Genomic DNA, 20,707 nt, shown 5'->3' on the forward strand with positions numbered 1-20,707 from the left:
CTCTCACAAACTATGATATTGATTTTAATTTCATTAACTTAAAGCCTACATAATTGTTTTGAGCCACCTCATTACAATGTTTTGTGTAATAATCAAATCCTCCTAGATAGATTAAAAAACTTCGAGGTTTGCCCTCAATATTGGCTCCCGTATACCAGGAATCACCTTTGTCGTAGAGTGTTGCATTAGCGACATCTCGACAATGTGTGCTCAAAGCTTCCTCTGCTTCTATTGTTGGTTCCACAAGATCAATGTCATGCTCACGCAAATAATGCATGCAATCGGCAATCCATTCGACATGCTGCTCAATAGCAATCGGCATGTTCACGAGAACAGAAGGGCTTTCTGGTCCCGTAATCATAAATAAATTAGGAAAACCTGCTGTTGTGAGTCCAAGATAGGTTTGAACAGCTGCCCCATCCTTCCACTTCTCTTTTAATGACACGCCATTCCTTCCTCGGATATCAATCTTAAATAATGGCCCTGTCATGCCATCATAGCCTGTCGCAAAAATGATGATCTCTAAATCAAAATGGTTATCCGCCGTTTGAATACCTTCTCCTGTTATTTTTTGAATAGGTGATTCTTTGACATCAACCAGTAAAACATTCTCCCTATTATAGGTTTCAAAATAATCGCTATCTAAAACCTGTCTTTTCGTGCCATACATATACTTAGGACATAGTTTTTCTGCAACCACAGGATCTTTCACAATCTGTCGTATTTTGGAGCGAATAAATTCTGCCGCTTTTTCATTGGACTGTTCATTCGTTAACAAGTCATGATAAGTAGCTGAGAAGGCAAAGCCACCTTGTGCCCAAGCTTTCTCAAAAACCGCCTGCCTCTTATCATCAGGTTCTTCCATTGCAGATTGCTGATTTTGTGCAAAAGGTGTACCTGAAACCGAATTTCTCATGGAACGTTTTATCGCTTCAAAATTTTTCTTCGTTTCTTTGATAAAGTCCTCTTCATATGCATGGTTACGAGCGGGAATCGTATATTGTGGAGTGCGTTGAAACACCGTTAACTGCTCTGCTTCTTTTGCAATAACAGGTATTGCCTGAATCCCGCTTGAGCCTGTCCCAATAATTCCTACACGCTTCCCAGTAAAATCAACCTTTTCATGTGGCCAATGCCCCGTGTGATACCATTTTCCGTTAAATTGTTGCAACCCTTGGATGTTAGGAACATTTGCTGCAGATAGACAGCCTATTCCTGTAATAAAGTACCTTGTTAAAATGTACTGCCCATCGTTTAGATGAATCATCCATTTATGTCGTTTTTCATCAAAATGAGCTGCAGTGACTCTTGTGTTAAATTGGATATCTGATCGCAATTGAAAACGATCGGCTACGTAATTTAAGTAGCGTAATATTTCCGCTTGCTCTGGAAATCTAGATGTCCAAGTCCATTCTTCATATAATTCTTTTGAAAATGTGTAGTTATAATAGATGCTTTCAATATCACATCTAGCACCAGGATAACGATTCCAATACCAAACACCACCTACACCATCTCCAGCCTCGTATACAATGGTTGAAAAGCCTTTACTCCTCAACTGATGTAGCATATACAGACCTGCAAACCCAGCACCTAGAACAACTGCATCCACCTCTTTAATTGTTTGACTACTCACCTGTTGCTCCTCCTTACGCCAAAATAGAGAAATATGGCTTTACTTAGCTTAAATACTACAACTTACAGAAAATATTGAAAATTCCTTATTTCAAGCGTAGTATATACTTAAAAAAGGGGATAGGTCATGTCCAATCTTTATACCATTCAAAAACGTTTCGACACAGTAAAAAGTTATGCCAACCATGAAGAGCTGTTGATACACATTTTGCAGGTATATTTAGATGCTTTTCCTATCAAGGATGCCTATTTATTGAGGTATTCTCCAATAGGCTTTGTAGCAGAAGGAATCATTTTTTTAAATGAATCGGGTGGTAGTCATATCGGTGAGATTCGTGAGGAGATTCGTAGCTTCCCTATTATTTATGCTGCTATTGAAGATAAGAAGGCTAAATTTTGCACAGGAATGGACTATTTAAAAAATATCAGTATGAAATATTCTATTCCCTCGCAAAATAATACATTTTTAATTGTCCCTATTTTCATTGGGTCATATGTTTTTGGCTATATTTGTAGTACTCAATTAGAAGAGGAAATCGATATAAATGATAAGCTGTTAGATGACATGACCACCTTTGGAAACATGATTGGACAGCTTATCATACAAGCTAGAAATAGCAAAAAAGAGGGCTTTCTGAGCAAGCGTGAATTAGAGGTAATGAGACAGGTAGCGCAGGGAGATAGTACAAAGGAAATAGCAGATGTTATGCAATTAAGTGAATTAACCATTACACAATATGTAAAATCTGCTATCAAAAAATTGCGTGCCAAAAATCGCTCTCATGCCATTAGCATTCTTTATCAAGAAGGAATCATTCTTTAAAAAATCAGGGGAGCACGCTACTCCCCTTTTTTAGTAACCCACAATTGTCTTCGCTTTAACAATTTTATTACGCCCAGTAGGCCTTCATTAAATCTATTGACCACGCTGGCTGTTTAACATCCTCTTTAGGTAAAAATTCTTTCATTACAGGCTTTATATCTAGTATAGGTGTGCCATCTATGGCGTCTAGCCCTTGAACGATTAATCCTCTTGATTTGACCTCTAACAAGGCAACGATTGTACTTCCTAATTTATTGGGTCTATTTTTACCTCTTTGTGCGAAAATGCCAACCTCTGGATAATCATGATTATTTCTCGGATGTCTTGCCTCATATTGAATTTGATCGTCTGTAACCTTATCAAAATAAAAAATAATCTCTAGATGAGAAAAATCTTCTATTCCTTTTAAGGACGCCTCTTGGATATAATCAGCAAGTTCAATAGTTGAAATAATCTCTCCCCAATGATCATCTTTTAACATTTGCCGATTATTACGAACGGTAGCGATTGATTGAATAGTATATTGCATGTCTTTTATCCCCCATCTTTTCGAATATCTACTATATGTCCTTTCATTTCAGTATAGACTAAATGGACAGAAAAAAAGATGATTAACGATGTTAATCACCTGACGTGCCATAATCCTTAATGGAAACATTCACTTCACATGTAATAGGAACCTCACTAAACGTTTGATCCCATTCTTTTTTTCTTTTTTGCCATACTTTCGGGTAATCGATTCTTAGTTTATTGCCAAACCCAGAAACATCTGTTTGAAATTCATGTTGCGTTTTATCTAGTGCTTTCCTCACTAATCGCTCTATCTCTTTTTCAAATACTTTCTCTGCTTTTTTCAAAAATTGATTGTCAAATGCTTTATCGGAGAGAACCCAATGTTCAGCAATTCTTCCCTCTGATTGAATTTTTATCGTAAAGGAGATTTGATCCCCTTTTACATGTGGAATAATTTTACTTTTAGCTGAAATAATTTCATACACAATAGGTGCTCCTGACTCCTCATCAAAGCCTTTGACAAGGCCACCTTTCGCATCGCCAGACATCCATGCAATTCCTTCTAGGTCACTCTCATTTAAAAATCCTCTTAGCTTTTTGGTTTTTCCTTCAATGATAGCAGCGCCTGCAAATTTTACTTCTCCATTTTCCGTACTCACATTTTGCAATAAAAAGCTAGAGTCTGAATACAGCTTCCCCTCTAGTTTGGCTACGGTCATCGGAGGTAAAATTTTAGTCGTCCTTTCATGTCCCTCCATCATTTCTACTAATTGAAAGGCAGGAATTTTAGTTGGTTCATTTGTTTCAAGTGCCTGACTTGCCTGATCCTGAGCAATAAAGAGCAGTCCACTCGGCCGTATTTCTAATTCTCTTAGAAAAAAATCCAACGTTTGTTGAAGATTGATAGTACTAGCTAATTCCTCACCGATAATAATTACTTTGGAATGTTCAGCAAAGGAACGTTTATCAACCTTTAACAGCATATTTCGTAAAGTTGGTAACACCGCATCACCTGTCTCAGAAACATTTTTATACGCTTTTTCTGGCAATGCTCCCTCTTTTGTTCCAGAAACCGTAGTCTCTGACGTAACAAATTGATTGGTAATTGTTAGCAACTGTCTGTTTGCATACCTAGCATCTTGTTGCTCTTCAGAGGAAACATCACCCGTTTCTAAATCCAATGATGTACCTACAATAAGGCCTAAATCCTCAATCTCTTTACTACTCCAACATCCAGTAAGAAGTAAGGTTACCGTTGCAACTAGAAGTAAACGTACACAACACTGTATTCGCTTCATGCTTTCTTTCCTTTCAATTTCGAAATAAGGAGTAAGGTTATCGGTACTACACCAAATAAAATTAATGCAGCATGACCAATCTTATCGCCAAATGTAAATAGATCGTTAATATTTTTAGGTGTCATCGCAATAATGTAAATAATCGGAAGTAGCCCATATAAGAAGGGATGCATATTTTTCTTAAACAGTTGGGCTAATCCTAAAGTAGCGGCATAATAAGTAATCGTAAAGGTAGCAAAGATTTGCATAATCCAAATTACAAGAAGAAATGACTCAAAGCGTTCAAAAATTAAACCAGGGATTTCAAAACTTCGCATTAATTCAATTGTTGGCCAAGTCCTTGTCAAAACCCCCTCAATGGATAGAGCACCAATGACCATCACAACCGTGATGACATAAAAGAGCAAAGGTATGGCTATACCCGCCAGTACAACCTTTACGGCCTTTGATTTATCTGAGGGGTACATAAATGCCACAAGTAGTAACATAATTTCAGGCCCTAAAAATGCCAGTGTCGCTGTTTTTATTCCCTTTAACATCGGAACAACGCCCAGACCGAGTACTGGTCTCAAATTATCGATTTCAAAAATCCCTAAACTTAAAAAGGCCACAAGTAAAAAAATAACAAAGGTAATAGGAAAAATGATTTCAAATAAACGAGCGATTGTGTTGATGCCACCGCTTATTAAGTAAAGTCCAACCCATAAAAAAGGCAAAATAATCGCCCAAGTGGGGGTTCCTTCTAATAAGAAGAGAGAAGTTACTTCAGCCATGATGCGAACTTCAAAGGCAGAAATGGTAAAAAAGTAGGCAATTACACACGCACTTATAAACCAGCCTAACCACTTCCCTATGATATCTTGATTATATTGATAAAATGTTTTGTCAGGGTATTGCTGGCTTAGCTTCACAATGATTACACCTGCAATCATTGCAACGACTCCACCTAAAAATACACTAATCCAAACATCTGGCGTTTTTACTTTTTCTACAGATGCACGAGGTAAAGTAAGAATCCCAGTGGCAAGAATATAGTTAATAATAATAACAACTGCTTGTGACGTCGTTATTTTATCTTTCATACTGCTGTTCATGGCTGTTTTGCTCCCTTTCTCTTATTCCCCTTTGCGGACCGAATCTTTTGGCTTTAACAATCTAGGACGATGCTTCATCATCTTTAAGGGCATTCGCACCATAAAATCTTTCCAATCACCTGCTCGATACGGAATAGTTGGGCTCAAATATGATACACCGAAGCTCTTTAGCTTTACCAAATGACTGCAAAGGAATAAGAAAAATAGAATGATGCCATATAGTCCAAATAAAGCTGCGGAAAACATCGCCACAAAACGTAGCATTCTTAGCGTGATACCAGCATTATATTGAGGGATAGCAAAAGAGGAAATTGCTGTTAATGCAACCACAATGACCATGATTGGACTAACAATTCCTGCCTGTACGGCGGCTTCTCCAATAACAAGCCCTCCAACGATCCCCATTGTCGGACCAATCGGCTTCGGTAGACGAAGTCCTGCTTCTCGTAATATCTCAATAGCGACTTCCATAATGAGGGCTTCAATCAATGCTGGAAACGGTACCCCCTGCCTTGTTGCCATCATGGACAGCGCTAGTTTAGTGGGAATTAAACCTTGATGAAACGATACAAAAGCAATGTACAGGGATGGGGCAAATAAAGAGATGCCTGCAGCAAAATAGCGAAGCAAGCGAATAAGTGAGCTCGATAACCAACGTTCATAGTAATCCTCTGGTGATTGCAGTAGCATATTAAACGTGACTGGCACAATTAATGCAAAGGGAGTTCCATCTAAAAGAATTGCGACTCGTCCCTCTAGTAAAGCAGCAATAACCCGATCAGGACGCTCGGTACTCTGCACTTGCGAAAATGGGCTGAGGTAATCATCCTCAATCAATTGCTCAATATATCCTGATTCAGCAACATCATCCAAATGGATTGTTTCAATTCGTTCCTTCACCTCTTTGACAAGATTAGGCTGCACAATTTCATCTATATAGGCTAAAACCAACTCTTTTTTCGTACGTTCGCCTACTTCCATCTCGATAATCGATAAATTTCGATTCTCACCATGCTGTCTTAATAAAGAGGTATTCACACTTAATTTTTCCGTGAAGCCCACTCTTGGTCCACGTACCATTGCTTCAGAAACAGGCTCCTCAAGATTTCGAGTTTTGCCATGTGCCGTACCAATGATAAATACATTCTGTATGCCATCCACAATTAATACAGTGGAACCAGTTAATACTTTCCCAACAGCTTTCATGACTTTCGATTCCTCTAGCAGTTCACTCACTGGTAGGATTTCATTTCTAATTGATTGTTGTAATTCATGACCTCTTAAAACAGACGACTTTTTTGTATGTCCATTCATTAATGATTTCAAAATATGTTTGTCAATTAATTCTTTATCGCATAATCCTTTAAGAAAAACGATCGCTGCACGATTATCCGTATTTCCTATTTGAAATTCTCTAAAATGAATATCCCAATTATGGCCAAGTTCTTTCCTCATTTGTAAAAGATCTTTATTAAAATCTCCTGTAAATTGCTCTAACGTTTTTTGAATAGGTATGTGTACCATCTCAACTTGTTCACTATTTTCTTTCATCTCAATTTTGCCATTGCTCTTATTAACAAATAAAAAAACATGGAACAATTTATAAATTAAATATGGAATAAAAAACGCTAAAAAGCCTTGTAAAAAAACTTGCCAATGTGGCATGTAGGAAATCACCTTTTCCCACATATTGATCACCCTCTTTAGTACACTTGTACAGAGTATCCCTACATGTTTTTATCTTTATCTAAGCAGCAGTATTTTAAACTTCCAATCCTCAACATTCTTTCATAATAAGACACTAACATTCGGTGACCATAACAAAACCAGCCTTAAATGAGTACTGGTACTTATAAAAGCAATCTTTAGCTTATGGTATACTAGCTACTATGAAAAATTAGAAGGTGAAATTTATGCTAGAAGTCAGTGAAAGTAAATTAACACAATATAGTCTGCATTTTTTGAGTGAGACGCTTATTTTAGGAGAAGAAGTTTTTACACAACCTGAGGTCATATTAGAAGCAGCCTTTACACAGCTCGCTTTTAGTAAAATTGATGTGGAACAGCAATATGAATTTTTCCATGAAAGCAATATTGCACTCAATGAAGTTTTTACGTATTCAAGAGCTATTTTCGAACAGGGAAGTAACTTCCTAGAACACTCACAAAATATTGCCAAACACTTACATAGTGTGTCACAGCATCCTAACATCAAAAGCGGAGAACTGTTTATTGGCCTTTTTGAAAATTGTTATCTATTAAATGAGGCTAAAAAGATTATCGCTATTGTCAAAATTGATGAAAAAGAAATGTTTTTAGATGTGAAAAATGAACACAATCAAATGATCGTGAACGGCGTGGATGGCATTAACGTTAAGAAAATTAATAATATGGCTATTATTGTTGATATGGGACCAGATCAATCTCCTGCCGTGTATATTAAAACAAAACGTAAAGAAGATATTGTTTATTGGCAAGAACGATTTTTAAAAATTAAGGCAGCGGATGAACATTATTATAAAACCAATTTAGCATTAACAGAATGTAAAAAATTCATTTTAAAGGAAGAAAATTATACAAGCACAGAAAAACTTGGGCTCTTGAATAAAACACTGGATTACTTTAGAAATGAAGAGGAGTTTCAAGTAAATCATTATATTGAAACTGTTTTTGAGCAAGCGGACACTACTCAAAAAGATATCATCATTAATTCGGTCAAACCCTATGAGACTATCATTTCTGATAGTGCGCTAGAAAAAGCTGAAAAGAAATACAAACGTAAAATCAAACTGGATTCCAATATTGAAATCCAAGTAAATATTCAACATATCGACCAAATAGATGAATTAATTGAAGTTGGCTATGATGAGGCAACGAATCGCAAATTTTATAAAATCTATTTCCAGGATGAACAGTAGAAGAGCTTGGATTAAACGGATGCAAGTTATCTTATGAGATTAAGCATTAGAATGACAGCGTCTCTCCTAAAATCTTCAATAAGGAGAAAAAGAGCTTAAAACAGTATCAGCTGCAATAATGCCTTAGTTCGTGCCCATGAATTTTCTCTGGAAGCGCACTAATCCTTGAAAATCTTTGCTTCGATAATCAACCCTTTGCATGGTCTGTGCTGTAAATAATAGCTATTTTTCAAAGACTACAGATACTAAAACAGTGAGTCTTATCATGAATCCTCCACTCTTTAATTTCTTAAAATTTTTTTCAAAAAGTTAAAACTTTTTCAATTGGTAAAACGTCTAATAATTGGTAACAGAAGTTAACCTAAAGGAGAATTGATAAATATGAAAAAACCTGCTAAAAAAACATGGCTATTAGCTTCAGCATTAACACTTGGGATGGCTGTATTAACACCGCTTCAAGCTGGTGCAACAGCTGTTGATACAACAAATAATGTAACGATTCAAATAGAACAAAAAATAACAGGTACCATTAAATATTTTGATGGTAGCAGCATTACCCTTAAAGGAACAGATGGAAAAAACTACTACATCGGTTTACACAATTTCTCAGATAAACAAATTGAGCAGTTAAAGCTAGCAGAGGGGCAAGAAATTTTAGTTGAGGGTAGTATTGTGAAAGATTACTCAGATTTCTTTACCTTTGCCGTCTATAAAAAAAGCTTACCTAAAGAAGTAACAAAAGAAGAATTAGTCCAACTAGAGAAACTCTTTTCTGACATGAAAAAGGCTGAAAAAGAAGAGAATTATGAGGAAATGGAACGAATCTATGAGGCGATGGATAACATCACAAGACCTTACGAATTAGCAAATTGGCAACCTGAGCCTTTTGAAGAATTTATTAATGAAGCTGCATTCGCTGAAAAAAATATTGTTATCAAAGCACAAGATAAAGAACAGCTAAAAACACTTTATAGTAACTGGATTAAGTATGTAAAAGAAAATAAAACGGATGAGGCATCAGAAAACATTGATAAAATTTTCACTATTCTTGAACCTTATTACCAAGAATTATATCCACCTTTAACTTTTGAAGAGTATATGGCGGATATGAACGTCGATTTAACAAAAGAGGAACTTGCAAAACTTAAAACAATCTATGAAGAGGCACAAAAAGCTGAAAAAGATAAAGACGAAGAATTGTCCATGAAGAAATGGGATGAATTCTATGAAATACTTCGCCCACACTTTAAACCAGTTCCCTTCGAGGAATATATGGCAGATATCGAATTCAGCATTAGTAATGCAGATTACGCAAAATTAAAACAACACTATGAAGAAGCAGTTGCCCTTGAACAAAAGGGTGAAGATGAAAAAGCTGGCGAGCAATGGGAAGCCTTTTATAAAGTTTTAGACCCTTACTACGAAGCGAACAGAGAAATTCTTATCTCACCATCTAAATTAACATTTAACGGTCAAGATTTTACGCCAGAGCCAGAAACAAATTAAATAAAATTTCAAGGGCCCTCCTATTGGTTTTAGGAGTGGCCCTTTTTGAAGTGACAATTTTGTCATGTTATCCCGGAAATAGTCATGTTAATCGATGGTTTACCCTTATTTTTCTTGTTACAGTAAACCATGTTGTCACAAGCACATTACGTTCTAAGGAGAAAAACAACATGACATTATTCATGAAGAAATCGGTGATGATGACCGTAATGTTACTATTTTTTACGTTCACACCCGGATTTGGACACGCAGCATCAAATAATACAATTAGTAAAATTGATCAGTTTATTAAGGAGCAGCAAACCATTAGTAAAATCCCAGGAATTTCAGTAATTATTGTTGATAAAGGGAAAACCGTCTATCAACGGGGCTTTGGCTTTGCAGATACGAAAACAAAAACGCCTGTTACCTCTGATACTCTTTTTGAGTTGGGCTCCACGTCTAAGGCATTTACAGGACTCGCTATTTTACAATTAGAAAAACAAGGTTTGTTAAAACGATCAGATGATCTCCGAAAGTATATCCCTTGGTTATCATTAACCTATAAAGGCGAGGATAAGGCTGTGACAATACAGCAGCTATTGTCTCATACTAGCGGAATTCCCTCAAATTCCATTACTCAAATCCCAGAAAGCACAGCGGATAATGCCCTTGAATTAACAGTTAAAACACTGCTGGATCAATCACTAAATCGTCAACCTGGGAGTTCTTTTGAATATGCAACCATCAACTATGATGTCTTAGGCCTCGTCATTGAACAAGTTACAAAACAGCCATTCGATCAGTATATTCAACAGAAAATTTTACAACCTGTTGGTATGCATCAATCTTTTGTAGGAATTCACCAAGTACATTCCACACATATGGCTTCTGGCTATAAAATAGGTCTAATGAGAGAGCAGCGATACATACCACCTATCTATCGTGGCAATATCCCCGCTGGTTATATCATCAGTAACGCTAATGATATAGCCAGATGGTTAAAATTACAGGTAGGAAACAGTGATATCTATTCAATCAGTAACAATTTAATTCAAGAATCGCATACTCCAGATCTAACAGTGGAGCCTTTTGATACGAATACTTACTATGCAAACGGTTGGGCAGTTGTGAAAAAGGACACAAAGTCATATATCTACCATGCTGGTGAGAATCCAACCTTTTCCTCGTATTTCATTTTGCAACCTGACGAACAAATCGGCGTGGCTATTTTAGCCAATATGAATACAAGCTCTACAACAGCGATTGGACAAGGTGTCATGGATTTATGGGAGGGCAAAACGATTGACATGCAACATATCAGCAGCTATCAAAAGCTAGATAAAATTGTAACAATCATATGTGCTATCATCATAGCAATCAGCATTATTTTCTGTTATCTATTCGTTCAAAATATACGCAACCTTTATAAAAAACAACGTAGTATGGCAAATCTAAATTACAAAAGAATATTGTTATTATCTGCCCATACTATACTTGTGGCGACAATGCTGACAGCACTATTTATCACGCCTAACATAGTACTTGGCGGCTTAAATTGGACATTTATTAAAGTTTGGGCACCAACTTCTATTACATTCCTGTTGTATAGCTCCATTTCGGCCAGTCTTCTATATTTATTATTAGGCTTTATGATGATTGGTACTAAAAGGAAGAATTAAAAATTTAATAGCTTAAAAGATATTTAGCTACAATTAATAGCTCTATTTTGACTGAACACTGCGTAATATGAGCTAATGGTAAAGATGCTGACCTATATCATTCATTGCTAACACATCCATCTTTGAAGGTAAGAATTGATTCCTTCAGCCCTTTGAAAACAAGTTGTAGGGACAGACCATATCATTTTAGAGAAATATTAATACTTGGGAGCGGAACAAGCTCTTTCCGCTCTAATGTTTTTTCGTCAACAATTCTTATAGTTGGCGTAATGATTAGCGTTCGAATATCAGAATCAGGTATAAAAACCTCAACATAACCATTTACTCGCCCAGAACCGCTTTTAATAGTTGTTGTTCCTACATTTTCATATACATTTCCAAGATTATCTTTTATGTCTACCATTAAAAATTCTGTCTCCCAATCAAGATTTCCCTCAAAATAAAGAGTGGTTATATATTTTCCCTCTGTTATTTGATTATAAAATAACTGGTATTGATCATTACCAAATGGTATATTTACTTTTCTTGAATAGGCTCGGGTTGGTGTAAGTTCTAACTGAAAGTCCCAAGCTCCTTCTACAAGAGTCGTATTTTCCATACCTATAAAATCTTGAGGACGCCATTGAACATTTACCTTTTCACCAATTACTTTGTCTGAAATTCTCGCTGTAAACATACCAATCCAAGTAGCCTCATTCTTTTTAACGATTTGATGACTAAGTACGTCTAACTTGTTTCCGTTGACTTCTAAATCGCCCTTCCAAAATAGAGGGGGTTCATCTATCGATTGTTCGTGTTTCATTTCATAACTAACCGATACAATCGTTCCATCGAAAAAAGCCTCAGCTAATTCAATGGAGGTTCCGTTACTTTCGTCTATTTGATTGATGGTTGATGCATTATCACTAAATACTTGTAATTGGGGATTATCATTGCTATTTAATAGTTGCTGTACAATTGGTACTCGATTAGCCACTACAGGTAGCCAAATGCTGCTACTAGCAAAAATAAATGTGAGCATGGCGACAATACTAACCCACTTCCATTTTTTAAATACATACTTCTTGGTTGAAGATGACCGTAAAACACTTTTTTCAATATTAATCTTTTCCCAATCAGATAATTCAATTGGTTCAATCTCTTCAATATCTATTTCGATGAAGTCCTTTTCGTTCATTTAGATACCTCCCAGCTCTTCTGTTAACTTTAACTTACCTCGATATAAACGATTTTCTACAGCTGATTTAGATAGACCAAATATCTCAGCGATTTCTCCGTTGGAATATCCTAAGTAGTATTTCAAGAGAAAAATTTCCTGATCGTTTTTACTTAAATTTAAAATACTGATAAATAGTTGCTCTTTTTGTACTTTTTGTTCGACGATTCTTTCTGGTAGATCCTTGCTATTTGAAATTGATGAAAGTAACTCGACTGTTTTAGGCTTATTTTGAAGGCTTCTATATGTATCAATCGCTTTATATTTTGCAATAACGCCAATCCATTTTTTAAAATCAATCTCATCGCCAGTAAATTGAATACTCTTTTGCCAAATGGTTAGAAAAACATCGTTGATACATTCTTCAATAGCTGTTTGATTGGGCTGTAACACTTTCACTACAATGGCTTTAACATAACCTCCATATTTGTTAATCACTTCTCTTAAAGCTTGTTCATCCTTTTTTTGTAGCTGATTAATTAATGAATACACGAAGTTAGAAAACCTCCTTTCCTTTCTTCTCTACAAGTAATAACGAGCAAATGAAAGAAAACTCTCACATTATTTAAATAAAAAAACAAATGATTCCTTTCCGCAACACATTGTAGCTAAAAATAGAAACGGAAAAACATAGACTTACTGTTTCAAACCCGCTCCATCATCATGCATCAAAAAATTATTTTTTATCTTATGGACTGGATTGACAACTAATCATCAGGCTGTAACAAGCGCCTTTGAGTTTCATCCTATCAAGGGTTTAGTGATACTCATCCTTCACCCAAAATTCTCTTTAAAATTACCTAAATACGATTCATTAGACGAATACCCTTTTCTCTTTCAACGGCATTCATACAATAAACTGAAGAAAGGAGAGATCTTGATGGGATACTTTGGAAACATGGGTAATTTCAATTGTTGTTATGGAGGCTATGGTAATGACTATAGCGGCGGTTATAGTATGGGTTGTTGTGGCATGGACTATGGCGGCAAAAACAATAGTTCAACATTTGTTTTAATTGTTGTGCTATTCATTCTTCTGATTATTGTCGGAGCAACATTCGTGCAAAAAGAATATTAATATTTATTGATAAACATGAAAAAGGGATGATCTTCATTAATAGCAGCTCACATTAATGTCGATACATCCACAGCAAAGAGGGTCACTTCCAGCCTAGTGACCCTTTTTAAACCTGCTTGTCTTTCACCTTATTTAATTTTAAATTCTCCATTTCCCACATTTGCGGTAATACACATCGCTAAAGAAATATAATAAGCCAACATTTTTACTTCCATTTACGCCCCATATCAGCTTTTACATCATAAAGTTTTTTAAAAATGAAACCACCTAAAACCATGAAACGTATACTTACTTAAGAAAAAGCCATTGTAAAAGGGGTCGAGTAATGTGAGAGAATGGTTGCAAGGAAGGAAAAACAAAAAGAGAAGAGATAAGAGACGTAAAGATCAATATTCATTAATTGACTTATTTCTTGATGTACTAATTTGGATACCAGAATTACTTTTCCTCCCATTTAGAATCATTTATTGGTTGTTGAGAGGAGTTGGAAGGTTTATTGGAGAAGGTTTTAATTAAAAAACTGCTCAAAAGGATGTCATTTGATTTTTTGTACCAATACGATTGAGGCAAAGGAAAATTTTGTTGGGCATTCAAAAGGGATAAAGTCATTTAGTTGAGGCGCTGACCCTATCCCTCTCCTTTAAATTAGATTAATTGGAGATAAACGGTGCTTTTTGTACATACTTTTGATTTTCTATTTGGTTAATGATGAATGTAGCTATATCCCTATTTGTTATTTTTGTACCTGGCATATCTCTAAGATTTTCCTTTATGAACCCTACTTCATTTCCCTCTACTATAAATGGAAGCCGAATTAGTGTCCATTTGATAACTTGATTATTGCTAAGGAGATGCCATTCTTTTTTCTTATCTACCATCATTTTTGAATAAATAATTTCAAATATCTTTGCACCCATTCTATTTATAATACTCTTTGTATCTCCAGCAATGGTTAGCGATCCACCCGTTACCCCAATATAACGATCCATATGTAAATCAGACATGACTCCCAATATATTTTCCGTTACTTTACTATAAATTGGTTTTTCTTTCATGGGTTGACCAAAAGTATTGATAACGATTTGACAATCTTTTAATAGCTTTTGAAGATCCTCGATATTTTGTACATTTCCTTCTATTACCTCAATCCTACTGTCTCTGAAAACTAACTTTTCTGGGTTTCTAACAAGCATCCGCACGTGATACCCTTTCTCTAATGCTTTAGAAGCAATGTAACGCCCCGCTTTACCTGTTCCACCGATAATTGCTATCTTTTTATAAACGTCCATGATGCCCCCTAATTATCATAATAATATGTATACGGGCAAATCATGGTTTAGATTCAATAATTCTATTATTCACCTCTCTTTATCAAATGAGATAAAGAAATAGTAATTTTGTTTATTCTAGCTAGAGCTTTTGTCTAAGCAAAAGAAAAAGAACCACTCTCTTAAAAGAAAATGGCACTTCAACGCCTCATCGTACTAACTTGATAATTACACTTTTTAGGTGTATTCAGCTTAACTAGATCAGTGGTTTATATTATTTACTAAGTCTTTATTATAGGCAATCCACTTCTCCATTTCTCTCTCGACAGCTCGGTTTTGCCATTCAAACCAAATACCTGTACATTCACTGCAGTGACTATCGACACCCTTTTTTTCATGTGTATCTTGACATGTAAACACAGTCTTTTTACGACAACTATAACAATAAATGACTATGTCTTTATAAAACTCCATCCCGATCAACTCCTCAAATTTACACCTATTTCTTTCCTTTTTTCATCTAAATTATGCTTTAAAAAGAAATAAGTAAGGATGATGAGTGCCATCATGTTTGTTCTTTCCTCTCCTTACTAATAAAAGCGATTCAAACCCTTACTATTAAAGGATTTGAATCGCTTTTTCCGTTAGTCCAACTTTCTATTTGAACCTTAAGGAGAATATAAAACCTTGGTATTGCCATACTTATTCAAAAATGACCAATAAAAAAGCAATTCAAGGTAAGGGTATGATATCCTATAGACTTTGATATCGTACACAATTCCTTGAACTGCCTTAAATTATTTAGACTCTACATTTTCATCAGGAGAGTAATTATATTGAGAAGGATCAACTGGCGTATAACCTGTTGGCGTATAGAATCTCAATAAGTCACCATTCACGACTCTATCAGATAACGCCAATTTATGATCTACTTCATTTTTAATCGTCTTTGCTTCCTCTAATTGACTGTCGTCTAATGGTAAGCCTGTTTTATTATCATAATATTTTTCATTAATTGAATAAATAGTAGGACTGACAAAATCGCCATTTCTAAATGGTACAATTTCATCATGCTCTTCTGATAATAAGTCTGAACCAAATTGAACAAATTGTTGTGAATCAATTCCTAGTAAATGCAATAACGTTGGCAGTAGGTCTGTTTGGCCACCATAGCTATGGTTGGTCCCACCTTGTATGCCTGGAACATGTATAAATAATGGTACACGTTGTAAATTAGCACTTTCATATGGTGTAATCTCTTTTCCAATGACTTGTTCCATCGCTTTATTATGATTATCGGAAATACCGTAATGGTCACCATAAAGAACAATCATTGAATGATCATATAATCCTGATTCCTTTAATTGCTGGAAGACCTGTTGAATTGCTTCGTCTGCATAACGAGCTGTTTGGAAATAATTATCAACGCTTGCATCTCCCGTATTGGCTTTATCAATTGTCACTAAATCTTGATTCATTTTATATGGATAGTGATTCCCTACCGTAATTAATTTTGTATAAAAAGGTTGTGGTAAGGAGCTTAAAAGATTTTGAGATTGTTCAAAGAATGGTTTATCTAACAAACCATATTCAGCCATGTCCTCTGAAGTACCTGTGTTATAGTAACTAGCATCGAAGAATTTGTCGAAGCCAAATGATTTATAAATTACATTTCTATTCCAGAAGCTTCCGTTATTACCATGGAATACAGCTGATGTATAACCATAATCTTTTAAAATACTAGGAGCTGCCTGATACGTATTTTGTGCTTTTGTAATATAAGCAGATCCTTGTGGTAATCCAAATAAAGAATTTTCAAGCATAAATTCTGCATCAGACGTTTTCCCTTGACCTGTTTGATGGAAGAAATTATCAAAATACAATGTATTCTTATCTTTTGCTAATGAATTTAAAAATGGTGTTACTTCTTCACCGTTTAATTTATAGTCGATTAAAAAGTTTTGGAATGATTCTAAATGTAAATAGATAACGTTCATTCCCTTTGCTGCACCGAAATATTGGACATTTGGTTTGGCATAGTTTGACTTTGTATAGTTAATTACTTCAGTAATATCACTACTATCTGCCAAAGCTCTCTGAGAAGAGGCTTTCATCGTTTCAACTGAGTCATAAATCGTATAGTTATACATCCCTAGATATTTCACAATATAGTTTCTATCAAAACCTCGTGTTAATAGTTGAGGACGATTAGTTTCAGCTAGTCCTAAATTAAGGATTGATACCGCTAATGCAAAGGCAATGATTGCCATTCCTTTTTTATAGCCAAAACGTTTGGTATCTTTTTGGATTTTTTTAGAGAATCGTAGATAAAACATAACCATTACATCCACAAAGAACAAGATATCATAAGGCTTTAATAAAGAAAGAACACTGCCGCCTAAATCTCCAAAGTTCTGCGTTTGAGAAAGTGTAGGTAATGTAATGAAATCACTAAAGAATCGGTAATAGACAATATTGGCATATAAAACAATAGACATCAAAGTGTAGACAACAACGAGTGATGTGTATTTTCTTTTTCCTTTAAATAAAAATGAAAATCCTAGAAATAGCATTGCTGAGCCCAGCGGATTTATTAGTAAAAGGAATTGTTGAATGATTCCTTCTACACCTAAGTCAAATTGTGATAGTTGAGAGATGTATGTTTTAATCCATAACATTAATACTGCTACTATATAAATTCCTAAAAAGTTTTGTAATAGGTTATCTTTTTTATTTGCTAGATTTTTCATTTTTGCACCTACCTTTTACTGATTAAATTAAAATCTAGATATATATGAACTTAACTGATAAGTACTGTATTGCACTTTTAAAATGTTACGTTACAATAGCTTTTTTCGCGACCAATGTATAGTACTCCCCATTTAAACTTCTGTCAAGTTGTTAGCTATTCTTCATATAAATATTGCTAATTAACCTAAATATTGTCCAAAAAATACCCAGTAAACATTAGNNCTAATGTTTACTGGGTATTTTACGCCATAATAGAGATGGTTGGTTCTTTAAATATCTATATGAAATTTACCTCGCAATTTCTCTTATTTGGGCATCAAAAAATCTTCCATTCAAATGAATTGGAAGATACTCTGGTACGCTATTCACTTTTTGCTAATAAACAATTGGATATTATTGCAACATTTTTCTAGCATATATATATTTCTACAGTGTCTCTCACTCTATTTAAACGTTTCTTTATTTATTTGAGCACCTACTGAATCTTTCAATGATGAAGAAAGACCTCTTCTGATTAGATTTGCAGAAACAGGCGCTCTCCCCATTTCCCTTGCCCAAATTGATAATTGTCCTATATGGTGAATTTCATGTGCAATGGTATGACGAATGACTTCACCCCATGTATGCGTCTCCATACTACCATCGTCTAATGGAATATGAAGTATACGCTCTTCCATACTGTCATCCCATTGATTTACAAAGCTTTCGACTTCTAAATGAAATGCTGCTTCCAATTTACGAACTTTTTCCAAGCTATTATATTCATCAAAGCTCTCCTGAAAATCAGTTTTACCTTGTAATAGACGAATCCAACTCCATTCAACATCAATGATATGGAAAAGTGTGTGCAAAATACTGCCCATCCCACCAGTTCTGTTTTGCAAAAGTTCTTCTTCAGTCAACTCTTCACACCAACGAAACCAGTCTTCCCTAACTAGCCAATTATATTTAAAAAATGTTTGCAAAAAAGCACCTCCGTAGTTGTTGAAAAACATTATAACTCACTATTTCTTCATATAAAGTGAGGAATCCTTCTTGCTCTTTCAGCTATCCAAATAAGCACTGCAAGTAACATAAGTATAGCAACATTTCTAAGCTAAATATCTAGTAATTACCACTTCTGGTCACTCTTATGAATTTTTTGATAAACGTAATCTGCATTATCTAAGTTTTTCCAGCTACTAATAAAATTTAGTATTAGCATAAAAATTCCAAATAAAATAAATGCCAACATATATTTACCTATGAAAAATAAAACAAACGTTGCAACCAAAAGTAATATCATTAAAATTATTACGAGGATTTGTAATTTCCCCTTCTTCTTCTCATCCACCTGTTCAACCTCCAATCAAAGCGCGGTACTTTTCTAAAATGTTTTCTTTGGTTTATTTTAACATAAAAATTCATTTTTTCTAAAAAATCAATTATTTTATGCAAAATCCAAACATCAGAAATTTCCTACTAAATTTACCTTACATAGTCTTGGGGTGATCTGAAATTTTAAGGATGAAATAGAAATAAACAAGGGATATTTTATTGGATAAGATAAATAATATCTTTAGGAGGTGTCGACATGAAACGAGACAGAAAAAATACAGAATTTGCAACAGACGAGCCAACAAAACAATCATTTGCTAGTGGAGTAGACCAAAAAAAACCTAATGGGAGTAAAGAATATACGGAAGCCCCTCGCCCACAACGTGAAGAAGACCTTATTATGGATGAGAAAAAAGGTAAGTCAACTTCATTATAATGTAAGACAAGTTAGTATTTTTGACCACTCTATTAGAGATGGTCTTTTTTAATTTTCTCCACATCATGTAACCCTATATAAAGATTGAGACCACCCATCATGGAGTGGTGTTTCTACTATTATTAAATACATATTATTTTAATTAACTTATCTCATAGCCAGTATATTATATATTAAAACAAAAAAGTAAATTTATGTTTTTTAACCTAATTTTAACCTTTTATTGATAATCTATAGTTGTTTCAACAATTAAATTACTAGGAGGAATAATTATGACAGTAGCAGTAAAAAATTTTAGTAGTATTATGAATCAAATGAGAGATGCTTATACGGGAGAGCAAACCAATGAATTTTCTTTAGCAGCGTTCATTGGACTTCAAGCTCCTTCATTATCAGACGCACCTGATGAATTACAAAAACTAACACAAGAATATCAGGAGAACGTTAATAGTTTTTATGTACAAGAAGAATTAGACTTAAAAGAAAATGTTAAGCAGTTAGAAAATGATAAAAATCAAACAGCTTTTTTTGAAAATATGCGGAAGAAAAAAGAGGAAGCTTTAAAAAAATCCGAAGACATGATCAATAAATACTATGATTCGTTGATAGATTTTGGTGAAGAGCATCCTGCAGCTCAAACACTCATCCTTACTATTGCTGATAAAGTCGGTGCCTTTATACAAGATATTATGGATAAAGTTTTAAATGTTTTTGTTACTGTTGTGGAAACTGTAAAAAATGCAATAAGTGCTGCTATTAATTTCATTTCCTCTACTTTTAATTCAATTGTTAATACTACGAAAAATTTCTTTTCTAGTTTATTTTAAAAACATTCTTAGCAGGACTGTCTCTGGGCTGTCTTGTTTCACATTTAATACCACTTTACAAGAAACAGATCAACGAGCTAGTTCTCATTTTGATAAACTTTTCGATGAAAAAGACTGATTTTGGCACCTCTTAGGCACTATCGAGAGACTTATACATCAATGTATAAAAATAAAAAGCCTTACAGCCGTTGTGGCTGTAAGGCTTTTATTAACGTCCCAGGAGGGATTCGAACCCCCGACCGACGGCTTAGAAGGCCGTTGCTCTATCCTGCTTTTAATTCAGGCTTTATAGGGTGCGAAGGCAATTTTTCAAATTGTTAGGGATTCGTTCTTTTTACGAACTTAGACCGTAATCATCTTCATTAT

General features: G+C 34.8%; 20 protein-coding genes. 8 read left to right on the plus strand and 12 right to left on the minus strand.

Going from position 1 to position 20,707, the window contains the following annotated elements:
- Nucleotides 1-10: 10 nt before the first annotated feature.
- Complete coding sequence (locus B3D98_RS21345; RefSeq protein WP_288585958.1) at nucleotides 11-1,636, minus strand: flavin-containing monooxygenase; 1,626 nt, start codon at nucleotides 1,634-1,636, stop codon at nucleotides 11-13.
- Between the two features lie 126 nt (nucleotides 1,637-1,762).
- Between B3D98_RS21345 and B3D98_RS21350 the strand changes: the two genes are divergently transcribed.
- Entirely contained in the window at nucleotides 1,763-2,458 is a 696-nt protein-coding gene (locus B3D98_RS21350) for a response regulator transcription factor (RefSeq protein WP_279495636.1), read from the plus strand.
- Between the two features lie 67 nt (nucleotides 2,459-2,525).
- Here the strand turns inward: B3D98_RS21350 and B3D98_RS21355 are convergent, their stop codons facing one another.
- The 4 genes from B3D98_RS21355 to B3D98_RS21370 all read right to left on the minus strand — a co-directional run bounded on the left by B3D98_RS21355 (nucleotide 2,526) and on the right by B3D98_RS21370 (nucleotide 6,914).
- Entirely contained in the window at nucleotides 2,526-2,987 is a 462-nt protein-coding gene (locus B3D98_RS21355; RefSeq protein WP_279495637.1) for an SAM-dependent methyltransferase, read from the minus strand.
- Between the two features lie 91 nt (nucleotides 2,988-3,078).
- Nucleotides 3,079-4,269 (minus strand): Ger(x)C family spore germination protein, encoded by a 1,191-nt coding sequence (locus B3D98_RS21360; protein WP_279495638.1) that lies wholly within the window; start codon nucleotides 4,267-4,269, stop codon nucleotides 3,079-3,081.
- On the minus strand, nucleotides 4,266-5,363 hold the full coding sequence (locus tag B3D98_RS21365; protein WP_048395089.1) for a spore germination protein: 1,098 nt from the start codon (nucleotides 5,361-5,363) through the stop codon (nucleotides 4,266-4,268). Before B3D98_RS21365 ends, B3D98_RS21360 begins: the two co-directional genes overlap by 4 nt.
- A gap of 21 nt (nucleotides 5,364-5,384) precedes the next feature.
- A complete protein-coding gene (locus tag B3D98_RS21370; RefSeq protein ID WP_412758714.1) occupies nucleotides 5,385-6,914 on the minus strand; it encodes a spore germination protein in 1,530 nt (509 codons plus the stop codon).
- A gap of 362 nt (nucleotides 6,915-7,276) precedes the next feature.
- On the opposite strand from B3D98_RS21370, the gene B3D98_RS21375 reads away from it, so the two are divergent.
- The 3 genes from B3D98_RS21375 to B3D98_RS21385 all read left to right on the plus strand — a co-directional run bounded on the left by B3D98_RS21375 (nucleotide 7,277) and on the right by B3D98_RS21385 (nucleotide 11,448).
- The gene (locus tag B3D98_RS21375) at nucleotides 7,277-8,281 is read left to right on the plus strand and encodes a hypothetical protein (protein ID WP_279495639.1); all 1,005 of its coding nucleotides are present in this window, start codon (nucleotides 7,277-7,279) and stop codon (nucleotides 8,279-8,281) included.
- Nucleotides 8,282-8,662: 381 nt separating this feature from the next.
- The gene (locus tag B3D98_RS21380; RefSeq protein WP_048395081.1) at nucleotides 8,663-9,787 is read left to right on the plus strand and encodes a hypothetical protein; all 1,125 of its coding nucleotides are present in this window, start codon (nucleotides 8,663-8,665) and stop codon (nucleotides 9,785-9,787) included.
- A gap of 170 nt (nucleotides 9,788-9,957) precedes the next feature.
- Nucleotides 9,958-11,448 (plus strand): serine hydrolase domain-containing protein, encoded by a 1,491-nt coding sequence (locus B3D98_RS21385; protein ID WP_288585964.1) that lies wholly within the window; start codon nucleotides 9,958-9,960, stop codon nucleotides 11,446-11,448.
- Nucleotides 11,449-11,629: 181 nt separating this feature from the next.
- Here B3D98_RS21385 and B3D98_RS21390 read toward each other — a convergent pair whose 3' ends face one another.
- Together B3D98_RS21390 and B3D98_RS21395 are read right to left on the minus strand one after the other, a co-directional pair.
- A complete protein-coding gene (locus B3D98_RS21390) occupies nucleotides 11,630-12,625 on the minus strand; it encodes a DUF4179 domain-containing protein (RefSeq protein ID WP_279495641.1) in 996 nt (331 codons plus the stop codon).
- A complete protein-coding gene (locus B3D98_RS21395; protein ID WP_048395075.1) occupies nucleotides 12,626-13,156 on the minus strand; it encodes a sigma-70 family RNA polymerase sigma factor in 531 nt (176 codons plus the stop codon). It abuts the gene before it with no gap.
- A 388-nt stretch (nucleotides 13,157-13,544) separates the two neighbouring features.
- On the opposite strand from B3D98_RS21395, the gene B3D98_RS21715 reads away from it, so the two are divergent.
- Together B3D98_RS21715 and B3D98_RS21405 are read left to right on the plus strand one after the other, a co-directional pair.
- Nucleotides 13,545-13,742 carry a YjcZ family sporulation protein gene (locus B3D98_RS21715; protein WP_048395072.1) on the plus strand — a complete coding sequence of 66 codons (198 nt, stop codon included), beginning with the start codon at nucleotides 13,545-13,547 and terminating at the stop codon, nucleotides 13,740-13,742.
- A 327-nt stretch (nucleotides 13,743-14,069) separates the two neighbouring features.
- On the plus strand, nucleotides 14,070-14,258 hold the full coding sequence (locus B3D98_RS21405; RefSeq protein WP_048395071.1) for a hypothetical protein: 189 nt from the start codon (nucleotides 14,070-14,072) through the stop codon (nucleotides 14,256-14,258).
- A 134-nt stretch (nucleotides 14,259-14,392) separates the two neighbouring features.
- Here B3D98_RS21405 and B3D98_RS21410 read toward each other — a convergent pair whose 3' ends face one another.
- From B3D98_RS21410 to B3D98_RS21430, 5 genes are all read right to left on the minus strand, one after another.
- On the minus strand, nucleotides 14,393-15,031 hold the full coding sequence (locus B3D98_RS21410) for an NAD(P)H-binding protein (RefSeq protein WP_279495642.1): 639 nt from the start codon (nucleotides 15,029-15,031) through the stop codon (nucleotides 14,393-14,395).
- 240 nt (nucleotides 15,032-15,271) lie between these two features.
- Nucleotides 15,272-15,484 (minus strand): hypothetical protein, encoded by a 213-nt coding sequence (locus B3D98_RS21415; protein ID WP_288585971.1) that lies wholly within the window; start codon nucleotides 15,482-15,484, stop codon nucleotides 15,272-15,274.
- A 323-nt stretch (nucleotides 15,485-15,807) separates the two neighbouring features.
- On the minus strand, nucleotides 15,808-17,760 hold the full coding sequence (locus B3D98_RS21420) for an LTA synthase family protein (RefSeq protein WP_054549998.1): 1,953 nt from the start codon (nucleotides 17,758-17,760) through the stop codon (nucleotides 15,808-15,810).
- Between the two features lie 444 nt (nucleotides 17,761-18,204).
- Nucleotides 18,205-18,726, minus strand: coding sequence for a DinB family protein (locus B3D98_RS21425; RefSeq protein ID WP_115674167.1), 522 nt, complete (start codon nucleotides 18,724-18,726; stop codon nucleotides 18,205-18,207).
- A gap of 146 nt (nucleotides 18,727-18,872) precedes the next feature.
- Entirely contained in the window at nucleotides 18,873-19,094 is a 222-nt protein-coding gene (locus B3D98_RS21430) for a hypothetical protein (RefSeq protein WP_112118072.1), read from the minus strand.
- Between the two features lie 240 nt (nucleotides 19,095-19,334).
- Here B3D98_RS21430 and B3D98_RS21435 point away from each other — a divergent pair, with 240 nt between their 5' ends.
- Together B3D98_RS21435 and B3D98_RS21440 are read left to right on the plus strand one after the other, a co-directional pair.
- Nucleotides 19,335-19,514, plus strand: a complete 180-nt coding sequence (locus B3D98_RS21435) for a hypothetical protein (RefSeq protein WP_281216091.1) — start codon at nucleotides 19,335-19,337, stop codon at nucleotides 19,512-19,514.
- A gap of 272 nt (nucleotides 19,515-19,786) precedes the next feature.
- Complete coding sequence (locus tag B3D98_RS21440; RefSeq protein ID WP_048393709.1) at nucleotides 19,787-20,341, plus strand: hypothetical protein; 555 nt, start codon at nucleotides 19,787-19,789, stop codon at nucleotides 20,339-20,341.
- Nucleotides 20,342-20,707: the final 366 nt, after the last annotated feature.

Origin of the sequence: Lysinibacillus sp. UBA5994, assembly GCF_002429725.1 — a bacterium.
In the GTDB taxonomy this organism is placed as follows: Bacteria; Bacillota; Bacilli; order Bacillales_A; family Planococcaceae; genus Lysinibacillus; species Lysinibacillus capsici.

Bases quoted from the DNA above. Each gene is read 5' to 3' on its own strand.
- B3D98_RS21360 (WP_279495638.1), bottom strand. From the start codon at position 4,269: ATGAAGCGAATACAGTGTTGTGTACGTTTACTTCTAGTTGCAACGGTA.
- B3D98_RS21350 (WP_279495636.1), top strand. From the start codon at position 1,763: ATGTCCAATCTTTATACCATTCAAAAACGTTTCGACACAGTAAAAAGT.
- B3D98_RS21365 (WP_048395089.1), bottom strand. From the start codon at position 5,363: ATGAACAGCAGTATGAAAGATAAAATAACGACGTCACAAGCAGTTGTT.
- B3D98_RS21375 (WP_279495639.1), top strand. From the start codon at position 7,277: ATGCTAGAAGTCAGTGAAAGTAAATTAACACAATATAGTCTGCATTTT.
- B3D98_RS21410 (WP_279495642.1), bottom strand. From the start codon at position 15,031: ATGGACGTTTATAAAAAGATAGCAATTATCGGTGGAACAGGTAAAGCG.
- B3D98_RS21715 (WP_048395072.1), top strand. From the start codon at position 13,545: ATGGGATACTTTGGAAACATGGGTAATTTCAATTGTTGTTATGGAGGC.
- B3D98_RS21440 (WP_048393709.1), top strand. From the start codon at position 19,787: ATGACAGTAGCAGTAAAAAATTTTAGTAGTATTATGAATCAAATGAGA.
- B3D98_RS21435 (WP_281216091.1), top strand. From the start codon at position 19,335: ATGAAACGAGACAGAAAAAATACAGAATTTGCAACAGACGAGCCAACA.
- B3D98_RS21390 (WP_279495641.1), bottom strand. From the start codon at position 12,625: ATGAACGAAAAGGACTTCATCGAAATAGATATTGAAGAGATTGAACCA.
- B3D98_RS21380 (WP_048395081.1), top strand. From the start codon at position 8,663: ATGAAAAAACCTGCTAAAAAAACATGGCTATTAGCTTCAGCATTAACA.
- B3D98_RS21415 (WP_288585971.1), bottom strand. From the start codon at position 15,484: ATGGAGTTTTATAAAGACATAGTCATTTATTGTTATAGTTGTCGTAAA.
- B3D98_RS21385 (WP_288585964.1), top strand. From the start codon at position 9,958: ATGACATTATTCATGAAGAAATCGGTGATGATGACCGTAATGTTACTA.
- B3D98_RS21420 (WP_054549998.1), bottom strand. From the start codon at position 17,760: ATGAAAAATCTAGCAAATAAAAAAGATAACCTATTACAAAACTTTTTA.
- B3D98_RS21355 (WP_279495637.1), bottom strand. From the start codon at position 2,987: ATGCAATATACTATTCAATCAATCGCTACCGTTCGTAATAATCGGCAA.
- B3D98_RS21370 (WP_412758714.1), bottom strand. From the start codon at position 6,914: ATGAAAGAAAATAGTGAACAAGTTGAGATGGTACACATACCTATTCAA.